Genomic DNA, 14,244 nt, shown 5'->3' on the forward strand with positions numbered 1-14,244 from the left:
CATGGAGAAGTTCACCACCCACACCGGCATCGCCGCCCCGCTGAAGCGCTCGAACGTCGACACGGACCAGATCATCCCCGCCGTGTTCCTCAAGCGGGTCACGAAGACCGGCTTCGAGGACGCACTGTTCCACGGCTGGCGTCAGGATCCCGAGTTCGTGCTCAACCAGCCGGCTTTCCAGGGCGCATCGGTGCTCGTCGCCGGCCCCGACTTCGGCACCGGATCCAGCCGCGAGCACGCCGTCTGGGCGCTGCGCGACTTCGGCTTCGCGGTGGTCCTGAGCCCGCGCTTCGCCGACATCTTCCGGGGCAACTCGGGCAAGCAGGGGCTCCTCGCCGCCACCATCTCCGAAGAGGATCTCGAGCGGATCTGGGCTGAGATCGACCGGAATCCCGGGGCTTCGATCACGGTCGACCTCGAGGCGCGAGTCGCATCGATCGGTGAGATCCAGGCTGACCTCGGGATCGACGATTACACTAGATGGCGGCTCCTCGAAGGGCTCGATGACATCGGGCTCACCCTGCGCAACGAAGACAAGATCGCGCAGTTCGAGGCCCGTCGCGAGTCGTGGCGGCCCCGGACCCTTCCCGTTCAGCAGTGAACGGCGGGGCGGGGGAGCCGAGGGCGACCCCGCCCCGAATTCCGTTGAATGAAGTGAGGCTCCGAATGACGACACCCGTGCGCGACGCTCTTCCGGACGGAGTCCCCCCACTCACCGGAGACGTCCTCGCCATTCGCGGAGGGCGCCCGCTGCGCGGCCGCGTCGACGTCAAGGGCGCGAAGAACCTCGCGACCAAGGCGATGGTCGCGTCCCTGCTCGGAGAGACCGTCAGCGTGCTGCGCGACGTGCCGGCCATCAGCGACGTCGCGGTCGTCCGCTCGCTTCTCGAGGTCCATGGCGTGCGGGTCTCCGACGGCGATGAGCCCGGAGCTCTCGTCTTCGACCCCAGCGACGTCGAGTCGGCCCACTTCGAGGAGATCGACGCTCACGCGGGTGCCTCGCGCATCCCGATCCTTTTCTGCGGCCCGCTGCTGCACCGTCTCGGTCAGGCCTTCATCCCCGACCTGGGCGGCTGCCGCATCGGCGACCGCCCGATCGACTTCCATCTGGACGCGCTCCGCAAGTTCGGCGCCATCGTCGAGAAGCTGCCGAGCGGCATCCGCCTGTCGACGGGTGGAGCGCGCCTGCACGGTGCGAACATCCACCTCCCGTACCCGAGTGTCGGAGCGACCGAGCAGGTGCTGCTCACGGCCGTTCGCGCCGAGGGCACCACGGAGCTTCGCAACGCCGCCATCGAGCCCGAGATCATGGATCTGATCGCGGTGCTGCAGAAGATGGGCGCGATCATCTCCTACGAGCCGAACCGCGTCATCCTCATCGAGGGTGTCGAGACGCTTCGGGGGTACGACCACCGCTCGATCTTCGACCGCAACGAAGCCGCATCCTGGGCGTCCGCCGCACTCGCCACCGACGGCGAGATCTTCGTGGGCGGCGCGAAGCAGCAGGAGATGCTCACGTTCCTCAACGTGTTCCGCAAGGCCGGCGGATGGTTCGACATCAAGGAGGACGGGATCCTGTTCCGTCGCGACGGCGAGCTCAAGCCGGTCATCGTCGAGACCGACGTGCACCCCGGATTCATGACCGACTGGCAGCAGCCTCTCGTCGTGGCGCTCACTCAGGCCAAGGGCCGCTCGGTCGTGCACGAGACGGTCTACGAGAACCGTCTGGGCTTCACCGAGGCGCTCGTCAAGATGGGCGCCGACATCGTCGTGCACCCCCGCGGACTGCAGGACGGAGCCCGTCGTGTCCCGCGCCGGGACCTCGAGCAGGCCGCCGTCATCACCGGCCCGACGCCGCTGCACGCCGCAGACATCGTCGTTCCCGACCTTCGCGGCGGATACAGCCACGTCATCGCGGCGCTGACCGCCGAAGGCGAGTCGAGGGTGTCCGGAGTGGACATCCTCAGCCGCGGCTACGAGAAGTTCCTCGCCAAGCTCGATGCCGTGGGCGCCGACTTCGACGTCATCCGGTGACCCCGATGGGTTCCCGCTCGACGGAGACCACGCGACCGAGTGCGTTCTGGCCGGTCGCGGCGATCGCCGTGCCGCTGATCTCGCTCGTCGCGAAGCTCCGCATCACGGGAAGCGAGAAGCTCCCGCGTGAGGGAGCGTACGTTCTCGCCCCGAACCACTACTCCGAGTTCGATCCGCTCGTGGTCGCACTCGCGGTGTGGCGCATCGGTCGAGCTCCGCGCTTCATGGCGAAGGAGAGTCTCTTCAAGGTTCCTGTGCTCGGAGCCGTGCTCCGCGCGACAGGAATGGTCCCCGTGGCACGCGCCTCGTCGGCATCCGCGGCGAAGCAGACGCTCAAGCAGTCGGCCGAGCTCGTCGAGCACGGTCGCGGTGTGATCGTCTATCCGGAGGGAACGCTGACGCGCGACCCCGACATGTGGCCGATGCGCGGAAAGTCCGGGGCTGTCCGGCTCGCGCTGACCGACGGCATCCCGCTCATCCCGATGGCCCACTGGGGCACCCAGCGGATCATGGGGCGCTACCAGAAGGGGCTCAGCCTCTGGCCGCTGCGCAAGCCCGTGGACGTCGTCATCGGCGATCCCGTCGATCTGTCGGACCTCCGTGGTCGTGCGGGCGAGGCATCGGCGCTGAACGAAGCCACCGAACGACTGATGCAGGCCATCACGGCGTTGCTCGAGGACCTGCGTGACGAGAAGGCTCCGGCCGAGCGCTGGAACCCGTCCGCCCATGGACAGAAGGAGACGGGTCGCCTTGACTCCTAAGCGCAACGCTCCCGCAGGACCACGCGTCGCGGTGATCGGTGCCGGAAGCTGGGGCACCACGTTCGGAAAGATCCTCGCCGACGGCGGGGCGCAGGTCACGATGTGGGCGCGCCGAGCCGAACTCGCCCACGAGATCGACGAGGCCAAGCGCAACTCCCGCTATCTGCCCGGCATCAACCTGCCGCGCACGATGTCCGCGACGCACGAGCTGGCGATCGCGCTCCGCGATGTCGACCAGGTGTACCTCTCGGTGCCGAGTCAGTCGCTGCGGGAGAATCTCAAGGCGCTTCGGCCGCTGCTCGCCGACAACGACGCCAAGATCGTCAGCCTGATGAAGGGCGTCGAGCGCACGACGGGGCTCCGGATGAGCCAGGTCATCGAGCAGGAGCTGCGCTGCGATCCCGACCGTATCGCGGTCGCCTCCGGGCCGAACCTCGCGCTCGAGATCGCTCGCGAGCAGCCCACGGCCGCCGTGATCTCCTCACGCAGTCGGGAGACCGCCGAGGAGGTCGCGCGCGCGGCACGTAACAGCTACTTCCGGACGTTCGTGAACACCGACGTGATCGGCACGGAGTTCGGGGGAGTGCTGAAGAACCTCATCGCGGTGGCCATCGGCATCGTCGACGGCGTCGGGTACGGCGAGAACACCAAGGCGTCGATCATCACCCGCGGGCTCGTGGAGATGACCGATTTCGCCGTCGCCAACGGCGCTCACCCCGAGACCCTGCAGGGACTCGCGGGCCTGGGCGACCTCATCGCGACATGTCAGTCCCCGCTGAGCCGCAACAACACGGCCGGGCGCCTGCTCGGCCAGGGATACAGCTTCCAGGACGTCGTGAAGCAGATGCAGCAGACCGCTGAGGGCCTCGCGTCCGTGGCGCCCGTGCTGCAACTCGCCCGCGAGTCCGACGTGCACATGCCCATCGTCGAGCAGGTGAAGATGGTGCTCGACGGCAAGATGAACCCCCGTGACATCGCACCCCACCTGACGACGGACGACGACACCCCGCAGGGTGAGAGGACCAACCATGGACAAGCAGACGGTGGTGGTGCTCTTCGGAGGGCGCTCCAGCGAGCATTCGATCAGTTCCGCAACGGCGGGCGGAGTGCTGGGCGCGATTGATCGCGATCGGTACGCCGTGATCCCGGTCGGGATCACCCGCGACGGCGCCTTCGTCCTCGAGGACGACGACCCGGCGAAGTTCCCGCTGGATGCCGCTCACCTGCCCGAGGTCGCCGACAACGGCACACGGGTGCTGTGGCCGGAACCCGGCGGAGACCGCAGCCTGCGCGTCGTGCGCACCGACGGCACCACCGAATCCCTCGGCGAGATCGATATCGTGCTGCCGATCCTCCACGGCCCGCACGGCGAGGACGGCACCATCCAGGGGTACTTCGACACCCTCGAGGTCCCCTACGCCGGCGGCGGGGTGCTCGACTCCGCACTGTGCATGGACAAGCACTTCATGAAGATCGCGCTGCGGGCCGCCGGTATCGCGGTGGCGGCCGGACTGACGGTGCGCGCGCGCCAGTGGGAACAGGATGCCGTCGCGATCCGCGACTCGGCGGCGGCGCTCGGCCTGCCGCTCTTCGTGAAGCCGGCTCGCGCGGGATCCAGCGTGGGCGTCTCGAAGGTCGAGAGCGCCGACGAGCTCGATGCGGCGCTGGCGATCGCGTTCGCAGAAGACGACAAGGTCCTGATCGAGGCGGGCGTGGTCGGCCGCGAGATCGAGGTCGCCGTGCTCGAAGGTGCCGACGGCGTCCGAGCGTCGCTTCCTGGCGAGATCGTGCTGACGACTCGAGGGTTCTACGACTTCGAGGGAAAGTACCTCGGCGGCGACGGCGTCGACGTCGTGTGCCCGGCGGAGCTCGAGGATTCGGAGGTCGCGGCCATTCAGGATGCGGCAGTCCGTGCGTTCGAGGCGGTGGACGGGCGAGGTCTTGCGCGCGTCGACATGTTCCTCACTCCTACGGGAGAGCTGGTGGTCAACGAGCTGAACACGATGCCGGGATTCACTCCGATCTCGATGTTCCCGAAGTGCTGGGTGGCCTCCGGACTCAGTTACGGTGACCTGATCTCCGAGTTGATCGAGGCGGGCCTGCGCCGCTGACCCTCGACGGGTCAGCCTTCGGTCGATCCGTCGTCCGGGTTCTCGTCGGTGGGCACCCGGTTGGTGCAGCGTGCCGTGGCGGGCGCGAGGCCCGACTGGATGCTCGTGGAGAGGCTCTCGACGACCGTACGGAAGTCGATCTCCTCGCCACGGCGGATGATCACCTCGATGGCGGGCTCGCGACCGTACGTCACGAGACGCTGCCGGTCTTCCTCCTGATCGAGAACGAGCCAGTCGACGCTGCCGATGGTCGTGCACACCTCTGTCGACGGCGCCGGCGGTTCGACGCCGCAGCGCAGCACGACGGTCGGGTCGCCCCAGGCTCCGGTCGCCTGAGCATCGGTCCACACCCGATCGAGATCGCCGACGGCGTCGGGGAGGAGCACGGACACCTCGGCGCAGGCCGGATCGTTGGCGTCCTCAGCGGGTGCGAGGTGGATCGTCGTCGAGCAGCCGGACAGTGCGGCGAGGAGGACCAGCGAGCCCGCGACGACGGCGAGACGGCGAGAGCGGGGCATGCATCCAGGCTACCTTTGACTGCATGTCCTCCCGACCTCGCGACGATGATCCGACCCTCGGCGAACTGTCGGAGGGGGAGATCCTCAGAGCGATCCTGGCGAGGACGGCGCGGGCCTCTCACACGCTCGTCGGACCCGGCGACGATGCGGCGGTGATAGCGGCTCCCTCGGGTTCGGTGGTCGCCACGACGGACACTCTCGTGCACGGCCCGGACTTCCGGCTCGCGTGGTCGTCGGGGTACGACCTCGGTTGGAAGGCCGCCGCCGTCAACCTCGCCGACGTGGCGGCCATGGGCGCGCGGCCGACGGCGCTCCTGGTGGCGCTGGCCGTTCCCCGAGACCTTCGACTGTCGTTCATCGAGCGCCTCGCAGACGGCTTCCGAGAAGCCTGCGCCGCACTCGCACCGGGATGCGCGGTGGTCGGCGGCGATCTCACGGTCTCGGACGTCCTGACCGTGGCCGTCACCGCGCTCGGCGATCTCGAGGGCCGGCTGCCCGTGACCCGGTCGGGCGCACGGGTCGGTGACGCGGTCGCGGTCGCAGGCGAACTGGGGCACGCCGCTCACGGACTCTCGGTGCTCTTCGGAAGGTTCCGCGAGGGGGAGGCACCGGTCCCCGTCGATGCGTCCCTGCTCGCCCCGGGTGAGAGCGCTGCTCTGGCGGCACAGCTCCGTCCATCGCCGCCGATCGGTCTCGGCCCCTTCGCTGCCACCGCGGGCGCGACCGCGATGATGGACATCTCGGACGGGCTCGCGCTCGACGCGCGACGGATGGCAGCGGCCTCCGAGGTCACCATCGCACTCGACAGCGCAGCCCTCGGCGACAGCCCCCAGCGAGCTCTCGCCGGTGGCGAGGATCACGCCCTGCTCGCCTGCTTCCCGCCGGGGATCGTGCCGGCGGGCTTCCGCGTCATCGGCACTGTCATGCCCCAGGGCGAGCACGAGCTGCTGGTCGACGGCGCACCCGCGGACGTCAGCGGCTGGGATCCCTATCGCGACTGGGACTCGGCCTCGGGCTGAGACGACTCCGTCGCGGGAGCGGGCTCGGCCCACCAGAGCGCGGTGTCGCCGTAGGCCTTCTCGCGGATCAGCTCCAGTCCGGCCGCAGCGAGGTCGGGAGGGGTCGATCGCTGGGCGCGCTCGATGATCACGAGGGCGTCGGGAGCGAGAAGCGGCGCGAGCGTGACGAGGTCCGCCGTCATCGCCTCGTCGTCGAGGTCGTACGGGGGATCCGAGAACACGAGGTCGTACGGGCCGGAGGCGCGCAGCAGGAACGATCGGACGGTGCTCTGGTGCACCCTCGCGCTCGGCGCTCCGGCCTTCGCGACGGTGGCGGCGTTGCGGCGGACCACCGACGCCGCCTCTCGGCCGTGCTCGACGAGATCCGCGCTCGTCGCGCCGCGGCTGAGGGTCTCCAGTCCCAGCGCACCCGAGCCGGCATAGAGGTCGAGCACCCGCGCGCCGACGATGGCGTCCGCCGACTCCAGCGCTCCGAAGAGCGACTCCCGCACGCGGTCGCTGGTGGGTCTCGTTCCCGCGCGGGGCACGTCGAGCCGCGCGCCGCGCGCTGTTCCGGCGATGATCCTCGTCACCCGTTCACGATACGACAGCTGCGGCGCACGTCGTGTCCGTGCGGCCTCCTAGACTCGGATCATGTCGCTCACGCTGGATTCGTCGCTCGAGGAGGCGCTGGGCGCCACGCCGGCGAAGTCTCTCGACAGAGCCTTCAGCATGAAGACGGTCGGCGATCTCGTGTCGCACTATCCCCGACGGTACGCGGATCCGGGCGAGCTGACCCCGATCCGTGAACTCCCTCTGGGCGAGACGGTGACGATCGTCGCCGAGGTGCTGTCCTCCAGCGCCAGGGCGATGCGCAACCGTCGTGGTGCGATGGTCGACGTCGTGATCGGCGACGGCATCGGCAAGATGTCTCTGACGTTCTTCGCGAAGAACCTGGGCGCGGCCAAGTGGCGCTCCGAGGACCTCGCGGTCGGACGTCGAGGTGTCTTCTCGGGCAAGGTCGGCGAGTTCAACGGCATGACGCAGTTCGCGCATCCCGAGTACGAGCTGTTCGACGATGAGGATGCGGCCAGACGCCGGGCGGACGCGCGCGCTGCCGTACTGATTCCCATCTATCCCGCGACGTCGACGCTGCAGACGTGGCAGATCGCGAAGTTCATCGCGCGGGCGCTCGACGGCCTCGGCGAGGTGCCGGAGCCTCTCGCCCCCGATGTCCGCGCGCGGGAGGAACTTCTGACCGCTCGAGAGGCGCTCGAGCAGATTCACCGCCCGAAGACCCGCAATGACATCGATCCTGCGGTCCGCACCCTGCGGATGCACGAGGCGCTCACTCTCCAGACCGCCCTCCTGCAGCAGCGGGATGCCGTGCGATCGCTGTCGGCGACCGCGCGTCCGTCGAAGCCCGGTGGGCTGCTCGAGCGCTTCGACGCCTCGCTGCCGTACGACCTCACGCCCGACCAGAAGACGGTCGGCGAGCAGGTGGCGAGCGACCTCGTCGCCGCCTGGCCGATGAATCGTCTCGTGCAGGGTGAGGTCGGGTCCGGGAAGACCCTCGTCGCGCTGCGTGCGATGCTCCAGGTGGCCGAGTCCGGCGGTCAGGCGGCGCTGATCGCCCCGACCGAGGTGCTCGCAGGGCAGCACCTGCGATCGATCGCGAAGATGCTCGGGCCGCAGATGTCACCGCTCGTGATGCCCACCCTGCTCACCGGTCAGATGCCGGCCGCCGAGCGTCGCAAGGCTGCGCTCCGCGTCGCCTCCGGACAGGCGCTGATCGTCGTGGGCACGCACGCGCTGCTCGGCGAGAAGACGACCTTCGCTGATCTCGGCCTCGTCGTCGTCGACGAGCAGCACCGGTTCGGAGTCGAGCAACGAGAGGCGCTTCGCGCGAAGGGGTCCAGCCCGCACGCGCTGGTTCTCACCGCGACCCCGATCCCGCGCACGGTCGCGATGACGGTGTTCGGCGATCTCGACACTTCCGTGATCCGCACGATGCCCAAGGGACGAGCCGGAATCGAGTCCTTCGTCGCTCCGCTCGCAGAGCATCCCGGCTGGTTCAATCGAGTCTGGGAGCGCGCCGCCGAGGAGATCTCTCAGGGCCGACAGGTGTTCGCGGTATGCGCGGCGATCGACACGACCAAGAAGACGGCGGAAGCGGGGGAGCAGCCCGTGATCCCGCCCGAGGGTGCGTCAGGTCCTCGCTGGGGCGTGGTGCAGCTCGATGAGGCCCTGGCGACGCACCCCCGGCTCGTTAACGTCCGACGGGCCGTGCTGCACGGTCGCATGCCGTCCGACGAGAAGGACGCCGTCATGCAGTCCTTCGCGCGCGGCGAGATCGACCTGCTGGTGGCGACGACCGTGATCGAGGTCGGCGTCGACGTCCCGAACGCCTCGACCATGATCGTTCTCGACGCCGATCGGTTCGGGGTGTCGCAGCTGCACCAGCTGAGGGGCCGTGTCGGTCGAGGAGGCGTTCCAGGGCTCTGCCTGTTGGTCACCGAAGCCGAAGAGGGGTCAGTGGCGCGCGAACGCGTGGACGCGGTGGCAGCGACTCTCGACGGATTCGCTCTCGCGGAGGTCGATCTCGAGCTCCGCGGTGAAGGTGACGTGCTCGGTGCCGCACAGGCTGGAGCTCGGTCCTCCCTGAAGCTGCTGCGGGTCGTCAAAGACTCGGGCCTGATCGTCCGAGCCCGGGAGCTCGCGGAGGGCATCCTCTCCGACGACCCGGATCTGCGGGCGAATCCCGGACTCCGCTCGGCGATCGAGCGACGCGTGAGCGACGACGACCGGGCGGCACTCGCGAAGAACTGACCGCGGCATCGCGTGCTTTAGGCTGGGGGCATGAGCAGCCGGATCGCCGTCGTCCCTGGATCGTTCGATCCGCCGACCCTGGGTCATCTCGACGTGATCCGTCGCGCAGCCAAGCTGTACGACGAACTCCACGTGCTCGTGGTGCACAACCCCGGCAAAGAGGCGCTGCTCCCGATCGCTCAGCGGATGTCGCTGCTCGAGCAGTCGATCGCTGAGGACGGGATCGGCGACAACGTCGTCGTGGGCTCCTGGAGCATGGGGCTGCTCGTGGACTACGCCCGCGACGTCGGTGCGGGAGTTCTCGTGAAGGGCATCCGTTCGCAGATCGACGTCGCGTACGAATCCCCGATGGCGATCGTCAACCGTCACCTCGCCGACATCGAGACGGTCTTCCTCCTGCCCGACCCCGCGCATGCCCTGGTCTCCAGCTCCCTGGTCCGCCAGGTGGCCGGCCTCGGCGGTGACGTGTCGCCGTTCGTGCCTCCGGCGGTTGCCTCCTTCCTCGACACCGGATCACGCGGGATCTGATTTCCGGAGGCGCCGTCTTCACACAGCGCGGAACCAGCCTCCATCCCGCAGGAGCCGGTACCATTGCCGGGTGCGTTCCCGAATGAATGGTCCCTTCGTCCTGCCCGTCCGTGACATCGTCCGCAAGCCGGGCGAGATGCGCGAGCACGAGTTCTCGGTGACCCTCGGCGAAGGCTGGGGAGAGGGAATCGTCGCGTATGAAGCCGGTTCTGCGCTCGACCTGGACGTGCGTCTCGAGTCGGTTCACGAGGGCATCCTGGTGTCCGGAACCGCCGATGCTGAGTACTCCGGCGTATGCGGAAGATGCCTGATCGACATCACCCGGCCCGTCGAAGTCGAGTTCCAGGAGCTTTTCGCGTATCCTGGTGAGGAAGAAACTGACTTCGAGGTTCAAGACGACCACGTGGATCTTGAAACTCTAGTCAGGGATGCGGCCGTATTGGCGCTTCCATTTCAGCCGGTGTGTCAGCCGGATTGCCCCGGGCTCGACCCGGAGACGGGCGAGAGGCTGACCGCGAGCACCGGGACGGAGCAGGTGGCTCCCATCGATCCTCGGTGGAGCGCGCTCCAGCAGATCACAGACCAAGACGGTGAGGCACAGAGCCGAGCCGCCGAGAAAGAAGAGAGCTAGTCATGGCTGGTAACCCCCCGAAGCGCAAGGTATCCCGTTCGAACACCCGCTCGCGCCGCGCGCAGTGGAAGGCGGCGCCCGTCGCACTCGTCAAGACCATCGAGAACGGTCAGGTCGTCTACAGCCGTCCTCACCAGGCCAAGGTCGTCACCGACTCGCAGGGCACCGAGCTCTTCCTCGAGTACAAGGGTCGCAAGGTCGCCGACGTCTGAGTCGCGACTTCACGATTGTGACTGAGGTCCCTGGGGGGACGAGACCGCTCCCAGAGAAGCTCCGCGTCGATATCGACGCGGAGCTTCTGGAGTTGGCGCTCACCCATCGCTCCTATGCCTACGAGCACGGCGGCATCCCCCATAACGAACGTCTCGAGTTCCTCGGCGACTCCGTCCTCGGACAAGCCGTGACGGTGATGCTCTTCACGACCCATCCGGGGCTGGATGAGGGGGAGTTGGCCAAGCGGCGCGCGAGCGTCGTCTCGACGGTCGCTCTCGCCGAGGTCGCGAGAGCGATCGATCTCGGCAGCCATCTGCTGCTGGGACGCGGTGAGGAACAGACGGGCGGTCGCGACAAGGACTCGATCCTCGCCGACACGATGGAAGCCGTGATCGGCGCGACGTATCTGTCAGCGGGTCCTGAGGCGGCGACCGAGCTCGTGCTCCGGCTGACCGCGCCGCTCCTCGCCGACCCCGAGCGCTACGGCGCGGCGATGGATCCGAAGACGAGCCTGCAGGAGCTGGCTGCGCGAGTCGGTGCGACTCCGCCCCAGTACTCGGTGGAGGCGAGCGGCCCCGACCACGATCGTCGATTCCTCGCAACCGTGGTCGTCGGCGATCTGGCGATGACCGGCAAGGGCAGCAGCAAGAAGACGGCAGAGATGGCCGCCGCGCTCAGCGCGTGGCGACTGCTCAACGAGCGTGCCTGAGCTTCCCGAGGTCGAGGTCGTCCGGGCGGGTCTCGCTCCCGCGGTGATCGGCTCGCTCATCACGGCCGTGAGCGTGTTCGATGAACGAGCTCTCACACGGCATGCGGCCGGGCCGTCCGACTTCGTCGCGCGCCTGGAGGGACGCAGAGTCACTGCAGCCGACCGACGGGGCAAGTTCCTCTGGCTGCCGCTGGACACCGCTGATTCCGCGTTGATCGCGCACCTCGGAATGAGCGGACAGATGCTGCTGCGCGCGCCGGACGCCGAGGCGGAACGCCACGAGCGCATCCGGATCAGCATCGAGCATCCTCGGCATGGCGAGCTCGCGATCGTCTTCGCCGACCAGAGGACTTTCGGGTCGTTGGCGGTCGACGGTCTGGTGCCGGACGGACCGACGTGGATCCCGACTCAGGTCGTGCACATCGCCCGTGATCCGATAGACCCGCTGTTCGACGACGATCGCTTCCTGCGTGCACTCCGCACACGCGGCAGTGCGATCAAGCGAGTGCTGCTCGATCAGCAGACGATCAGCGGCGTGGGCAACATCTATGCGGATGAGGCGCTGTGGGCGGCGCGCATCCACCCGGCGACGCTCGCGAGTGCGCTGTCGACGCAAGCGAGCAGGCGACTCCTCGCCGAGATCAGAGTGGTGCTCGTGAAGGCCCTTGCCGAGGGCGGCACGAGCTTCGATTCCCAGTACGTCAATGTGAACGGTCAGGCAGGCTACTTCGCCCACTCGCTCAACGCGTACGGTCGAGGCGGACAGCCGTGCCCGCGCTGCGGCACTCTGATCCGCCGAGAGGCGTTCATGAACCGCTCGAGTCATTACTGTCCGCGCTGCCAGCGGCGTCGCTGAGACTCACACCATCTCGAACGACCGGGCGAGCAGGGGCCGCGTCGCTCGAGTGCTCATCCAGACGATTCCGATCCCCACGGCCAGGACGAGCGCGATCGTGAGGAGAGACTCGGGTGCCGCGACCAGGGCGATCCCCAGCAGCGGGAAGACCAGCACGCCGGCACAGGTGGCCGAGCCGATCGCGGTCACGAGGAGTGGAGACATGATCGCCCGGCGGCGTGCGCTGTCGACGATCGCGAGCGGCACGCCCAGCCGGTGCAGACTCCGGTGGAGTTCCTGCTGATCGAGAGCGGCCGCGGCTTGATTGACCCCCACGGATGCCGCGACCATCAAGAATGAAGCGACGAGGGTGATGACGAGGCCGGTGCGCATGTCCGCGGCGAGGGCCGCATCCGCGGACGTCGTGTCGCCGCTGCTCATCACATTCATCAGGGAGACTCCGGTTCCTGCGAACACGGCCATGAAGCTCGCCATCGCGATGCCGCTCACCTGACGCCACGCGGCTTTGGGGGAGTCCAGCACCAGACGGGCGGCGAGCAGCCGATCTGCGTGCTCGGCCTTGCGCATATCACGGCCGGCGGCGACCTTCAGGACCCATGGTCCGATCACGTTGAGCACCGCCAGGGAGACGGCGAACAACAGGGCGAGGACGGCGATGGTCGCCGCGAGTCCTGCGACGGAAGGGAAGACCGTGACAAGGACGAACACGAGCGCAAGAACGGAGACTGCGATGATCGCGCGGAACCAGTGCGCGGTGGAGACGGTCGTCCGCAGGCGCACGCCGAGGGGCGAGATGATCACGCGCCGGAGCCCCAGCACAGCACTCGCTGCCGCCACGAGAAGGACGCCTCCCACGACGGCGAGAACGCTGAAGGGCGAGAGCATGATCGCCTCGACGCCGAGAGCCGTGCCACGGAACGGGATGAGTCCGATGAGAGGGGTGAGGGCGAGATGGACGACGACTCCGGCGACGGCACCGGCGGCCGCGACGATCATGGATTCGATGACCGTAGCGACGCCGACGCCCAGAGGCGTCACGCCGAGAAGCCGCAGGGTCGAGAGACGCTCGTCACGACGGCGGGCTGAGAGACGGGCGGCCGCCCCGCCGAGATTCATCAGCGGGACGATGAGGAGCACGAGCGCGATCGCGGCCAACGCCTGGTACACCGGCGCGTACTCATCGGTCCAGGTCCAGAACGACTGAGCCCCGCCCACGACGGTCAGCACGAGGGCTGTGACGATGCCGAAAGCGATGAGCGGAAGCGCGAGCACCGCTTTCTCTCCCGTCCCGGCGCGAAGAAGCACAGCCAGGACGCGGGCGTTCATGCCGTCACCGCCGACGAGATGATCTGGCCGTCGCGCACGGAGACGATCCGCGAGCAGCGCGCCGCCACGTCTGCATCGTGTGTCACGACGAGCAGCGTGCGCCCTTGGCCCGTCGTCGACCACAGCAGCGCATTCATCACGTCTTGCGACGTGTGCGAGTCGAGGGCGCCGGTCGGCTCGTCGGCGAACACGAGTTCCGCACCCGTCGCCTGAGCCCGTGCGATCGCGACGCGCTGCGCCTGCCCGCCGGACAGCTCGCCGATTCGGCGGTCCTCCATCCCGGCCAGCCCGAGCGCGGCGAGCCAGGACGCCGCGTGAGCGGTGGCCTGCGCTCTCTTCACTCCGTTGATCATCGATGCGAGCGCCACGTTCTCGACCGCCGTGAGCTCCGGAATGAGCAGACCCTGCTGGAAGACGAACCCGAACCGCTCTCTCCGCAGCCGGGAACGAGCGGATTCTCCGAGTCCGGCGAGTTCCACCGCCTGACCGACCGAGGGCTGGAACGACACGGTGCCCGAGTCCGGACTGATGATGCCGGCGAGGACATGGAGGAGAGTGGTCTTGCCCGACCCGGAGGCACCCATGATGGCGACCGACTCGCCGCGGTGGATGGTGAGATCCACCCCGGCGAGTGCGCGGGTCGTTCCGTAGGACTTGGTCAGAGAGCGTGCGTCGAGGACCGTCGTGTTCATGCATCCAGCCTCGCGGCCATACGGAGACCGCTGCGTCG

General features: G+C 68.3%; 16 protein-coding genes. 12 read left to right on the forward strand and 4 right to left on the reverse strand.

The features are described 5' to 3' along the window. Position 1 precedes the first annotated feature (1 nt). The 5 genes from leuD to BMW26_RS07585 all read left to right on the forward strand — a co-directional run bounded on the left by leuD (position 2) and on the right by BMW26_RS07585 (position 4,906). Positions 2-601: a 3-isopropylmalate dehydratase small subunit gene (gene leuD / locus BMW26_RS07565; protein ID WP_072591193.1), complete on the forward strand. Its 600-nt coding sequence runs from the start codon at positions 2-4 to the stop codon at positions 599-601. A 65-nt stretch (positions 602-666) separates the two neighbouring features. Further along, a complete protein-coding gene (gene murA / locus BMW26_RS07570; protein WP_053095889.1) occupies positions 667-2,034 on the forward strand; it encodes a UDP-N-acetylglucosamine 1-carboxyvinyltransferase in 1,368 nt (455 codons plus the stop codon). 5 nt (positions 2,035-2,039) lie between these two features. Then, entirely contained in the window at positions 2,040-2,795 is a 756-nt protein-coding gene (locus BMW26_RS07575; protein WP_053095891.1) for a lysophospholipid acyltransferase family protein, read from the forward strand. Next, positions 2,761-3,918 (forward strand): NAD(P)H-dependent glycerol-3-phosphate dehydrogenase, encoded by a 1,158-nt coding sequence (locus BMW26_RS07580; RefSeq protein ID WP_150115057.1) that lies wholly within the window; start codon positions 2,761-2,763, stop codon positions 3,916-3,918. Before BMW26_RS07575 ends, BMW26_RS07580 begins: the two co-directional genes overlap by 35 nt. Further along, on the forward strand, positions 3,824-4,906 hold the full coding sequence (locus BMW26_RS07585; protein ID WP_053095895.1) for a D-alanine--D-alanine ligase family protein: 1,083 nt from the start codon (positions 3,824-3,826) through the stop codon (positions 4,904-4,906). The genes BMW26_RS07580 and BMW26_RS07585 overlap by 95 nt, the downstream gene beginning before the upstream one ends. A gap of 11 nt (positions 4,907-4,917) precedes the next feature. On the opposite strand, the gene BMW26_RS07590 is transcribed toward BMW26_RS07585, so the two are convergent. Then, on the reverse strand, positions 4,918-5,424 hold the full coding sequence (locus BMW26_RS07590) for a DUF3515 family protein (protein ID WP_072591194.1): 507 nt from the start codon (positions 5,422-5,424) through the stop codon (positions 4,918-4,920). A 23-nt stretch (positions 5,425-5,447) separates the two neighbouring features. Between BMW26_RS07590 and thiL the strand changes: the two genes are divergently transcribed. Continuing rightward, on the forward strand, positions 5,448-6,443 hold the full coding sequence (thiL, locus tag BMW26_RS07595) for a thiamine-phosphate kinase (RefSeq protein ID WP_072591195.1): 996 nt from the start codon (positions 5,448-5,450) through the stop codon (positions 6,441-6,443). Here the strand turns inward: thiL and rsmD are convergent. Continuing rightward, complete coding sequence (rsmD, locus tag BMW26_RS07600) at positions 6,413-7,015, reverse strand: 16S rRNA (guanine(966)-N(2))-methyltransferase RsmD (protein WP_072591196.1); 603 nt, start codon at positions 7,013-7,015, stop codon at positions 6,413-6,415. The genes thiL and rsmD overlap by 31 nt on opposite strands. A 61-nt stretch (positions 7,016-7,076) precedes the next feature. Here rsmD and BMW26_RS07605 point away from each other — a divergent pair, with 61 nt between their 5' ends. The 6 genes from BMW26_RS07605 (at position 7,077) to mutM (ending at position 12,188) form a co-directional block, all read left to right on the forward strand. After that, positions 7,077-9,251 carry an ATP-dependent DNA helicase RecG gene (locus BMW26_RS07605; protein ID WP_072591197.1) on the forward strand — a complete coding sequence of 725 codons (2,175 nt, stop codon included), beginning with the start codon at positions 7,077-7,079 and terminating at the stop codon, positions 9,249-9,251. Positions 9,252-9,281: 30 nt separating this feature from the next. Beyond that, complete coding sequence (gene coaD, locus BMW26_RS07610; protein WP_053095905.1) at positions 9,282-9,779, forward strand: pantetheine-phosphate adenylyltransferase; 498 nt, start codon at positions 9,282-9,284, stop codon at positions 9,777-9,779. Positions 9,780-9,861: 82 nt separating this feature from the next. Continuing rightward, complete coding sequence (locus tag BMW26_RS07615; RefSeq protein ID WP_053095906.1) at positions 9,862-10,410, forward strand: YceD family protein; 549 nt, start codon at positions 9,862-9,864, stop codon at positions 10,408-10,410. Positions 10,411-10,412: 2 nt separating this feature from the next. Next, positions 10,413-10,622 (forward strand): 50S ribosomal protein L32, encoded by a 210-nt coding sequence (rpmF, locus tag BMW26_RS07620; RefSeq protein ID WP_017830754.1) that lies wholly within the window; start codon positions 10,413-10,415, stop codon positions 10,620-10,622. A 17-nt stretch (positions 10,623-10,639) separates the two neighbouring features. Further along, complete coding sequence (rnc, locus tag BMW26_RS07625) at positions 10,640-11,332, forward strand: ribonuclease III (protein ID WP_053095908.1); 693 nt, start codon at positions 10,640-10,642, stop codon at positions 11,330-11,332. Then, the gene (gene mutM, locus BMW26_RS07630) at positions 11,325-12,188 is read left to right on the forward strand and encodes a bifunctional DNA-formamidopyrimidine glycosylase/DNA-(apurinic or apyrimidinic site) lyase (RefSeq protein WP_072591198.1); all 864 of its coding nucleotides are present in this window, start codon (positions 11,325-11,327) and stop codon (positions 12,186-12,188) included. The genes rnc and mutM overlap by 8 nt, the downstream gene beginning before the upstream one ends. Before the next feature lie 3 nt (positions 12,189-12,191). On the opposite strand, the gene BMW26_RS07635 is transcribed toward mutM, so the two are convergent. Then, on the reverse strand, positions 12,192-13,514 hold the full coding sequence (locus BMW26_RS07635) for an FtsX-like permease family protein (protein ID WP_072591199.1): 1,323 nt from the start codon (positions 13,512-13,514) through the stop codon (positions 12,192-12,194). Continuing rightward, positions 13,511-14,206, reverse strand: a complete 696-nt coding sequence (locus tag BMW26_RS07640; RefSeq protein WP_053099093.1) for an ABC transporter ATP-binding protein — start codon at positions 14,204-14,206, stop codon at positions 13,511-13,513. The genes BMW26_RS07635 and BMW26_RS07640 overlap by 4 nt, the downstream gene beginning before the upstream one ends. Positions 14,207-14,244: the final 38 nt, after the last annotated feature.

The sequence above is a fragment of the Microbacterium sp. 1.5R genome, from assembly GCF_001889265.1.
Taxonomy (GTDB): Bacteria; Actinomycetota; Actinomycetes; order Actinomycetales; family Microbacteriaceae; genus Microbacterium.

What these genes read in the sequence shown, in the direction of transcription:
- BMW26_RS07635 (WP_072591199.1), bottom strand. Translation starts at nt 13,514, where the DNA reads ATGAACGCCCGCGTCCTGGCTGTGCTTCTTCGCGCCGGGACGGGAGAG.
- thiL (WP_072591195.1), top strand. Translation starts at nt 5,448, where the DNA reads ATGTCCTCCCGACCTCGCGACGATGATCCGACCCTCGGCGAACTGTCG.
- rpmF (WP_017830754.1), top strand. Translation starts at nt 10,413, where the DNA reads ATGGCTGGTAACCCCCCGAAGCGCAAGGTATCCCGTTCGAACACCCGC.
- leuD (WP_072591193.1), top strand. Translation starts at nt 2, where the DNA reads ATGGAGAAGTTCACCACCCACACCGGCATCGCCGCCCCGCTGAAGCGC.
- BMW26_RS07640 (WP_053099093.1), bottom strand. Translation starts at nt 14,206, where the DNA reads ATGAACACGACGGTCCTCGACGCACGCTCTCTGACCAAGTCCTACGGA.
- BMW26_RS07590 (WP_072591194.1), bottom strand. Translation starts at nt 5,424, where the DNA reads ATGCCCCGCTCTCGCCGTCTCGCCGTCGTCGCGGGCTCGCTGGTCCTC.
- BMW26_RS07585 (WP_053095895.1), top strand. Translation starts at nt 3,824, where the DNA reads ATGGACAAGCAGACGGTGGTGGTGCTCTTCGGAGGGCGCTCCAGCGAG.
- BMW26_RS07615 (WP_053095906.1), top strand. Translation starts at nt 9,862, where the DNA reads ATGAATGGTCCCTTCGTCCTGCCCGTCCGTGACATCGTCCGCAAGCCG.
- coaD (WP_053095905.1), top strand. Translation starts at nt 9,282, where the DNA reads ATGAGCAGCCGGATCGCCGTCGTCCCTGGATCGTTCGATCCGCCGACC.
- murA (WP_053095889.1), top strand. Translation starts at nt 667, where the DNA reads ATGACGACACCCGTGCGCGACGCTCTTCCGGACGGAGTCCCCCCACTC.
- BMW26_RS07605 (WP_072591197.1), top strand. Translation starts at nt 7,077, where the DNA reads ATGTCGCTCACGCTGGATTCGTCGCTCGAGGAGGCGCTGGGCGCCACG.
- BMW26_RS07580 (WP_150115057.1), top strand. Translation starts at nt 2,761, where the DNA reads ATGGACAGAAGGAGACGGGTCGCCTTGACTCCTAAGCGCAACGCTCCC.
- BMW26_RS07575 (WP_053095891.1), top strand. Translation starts at nt 2,040, where the DNA reads ATGGGTTCCCGCTCGACGGAGACCACGCGACCGAGTGCGTTCTGGCCG.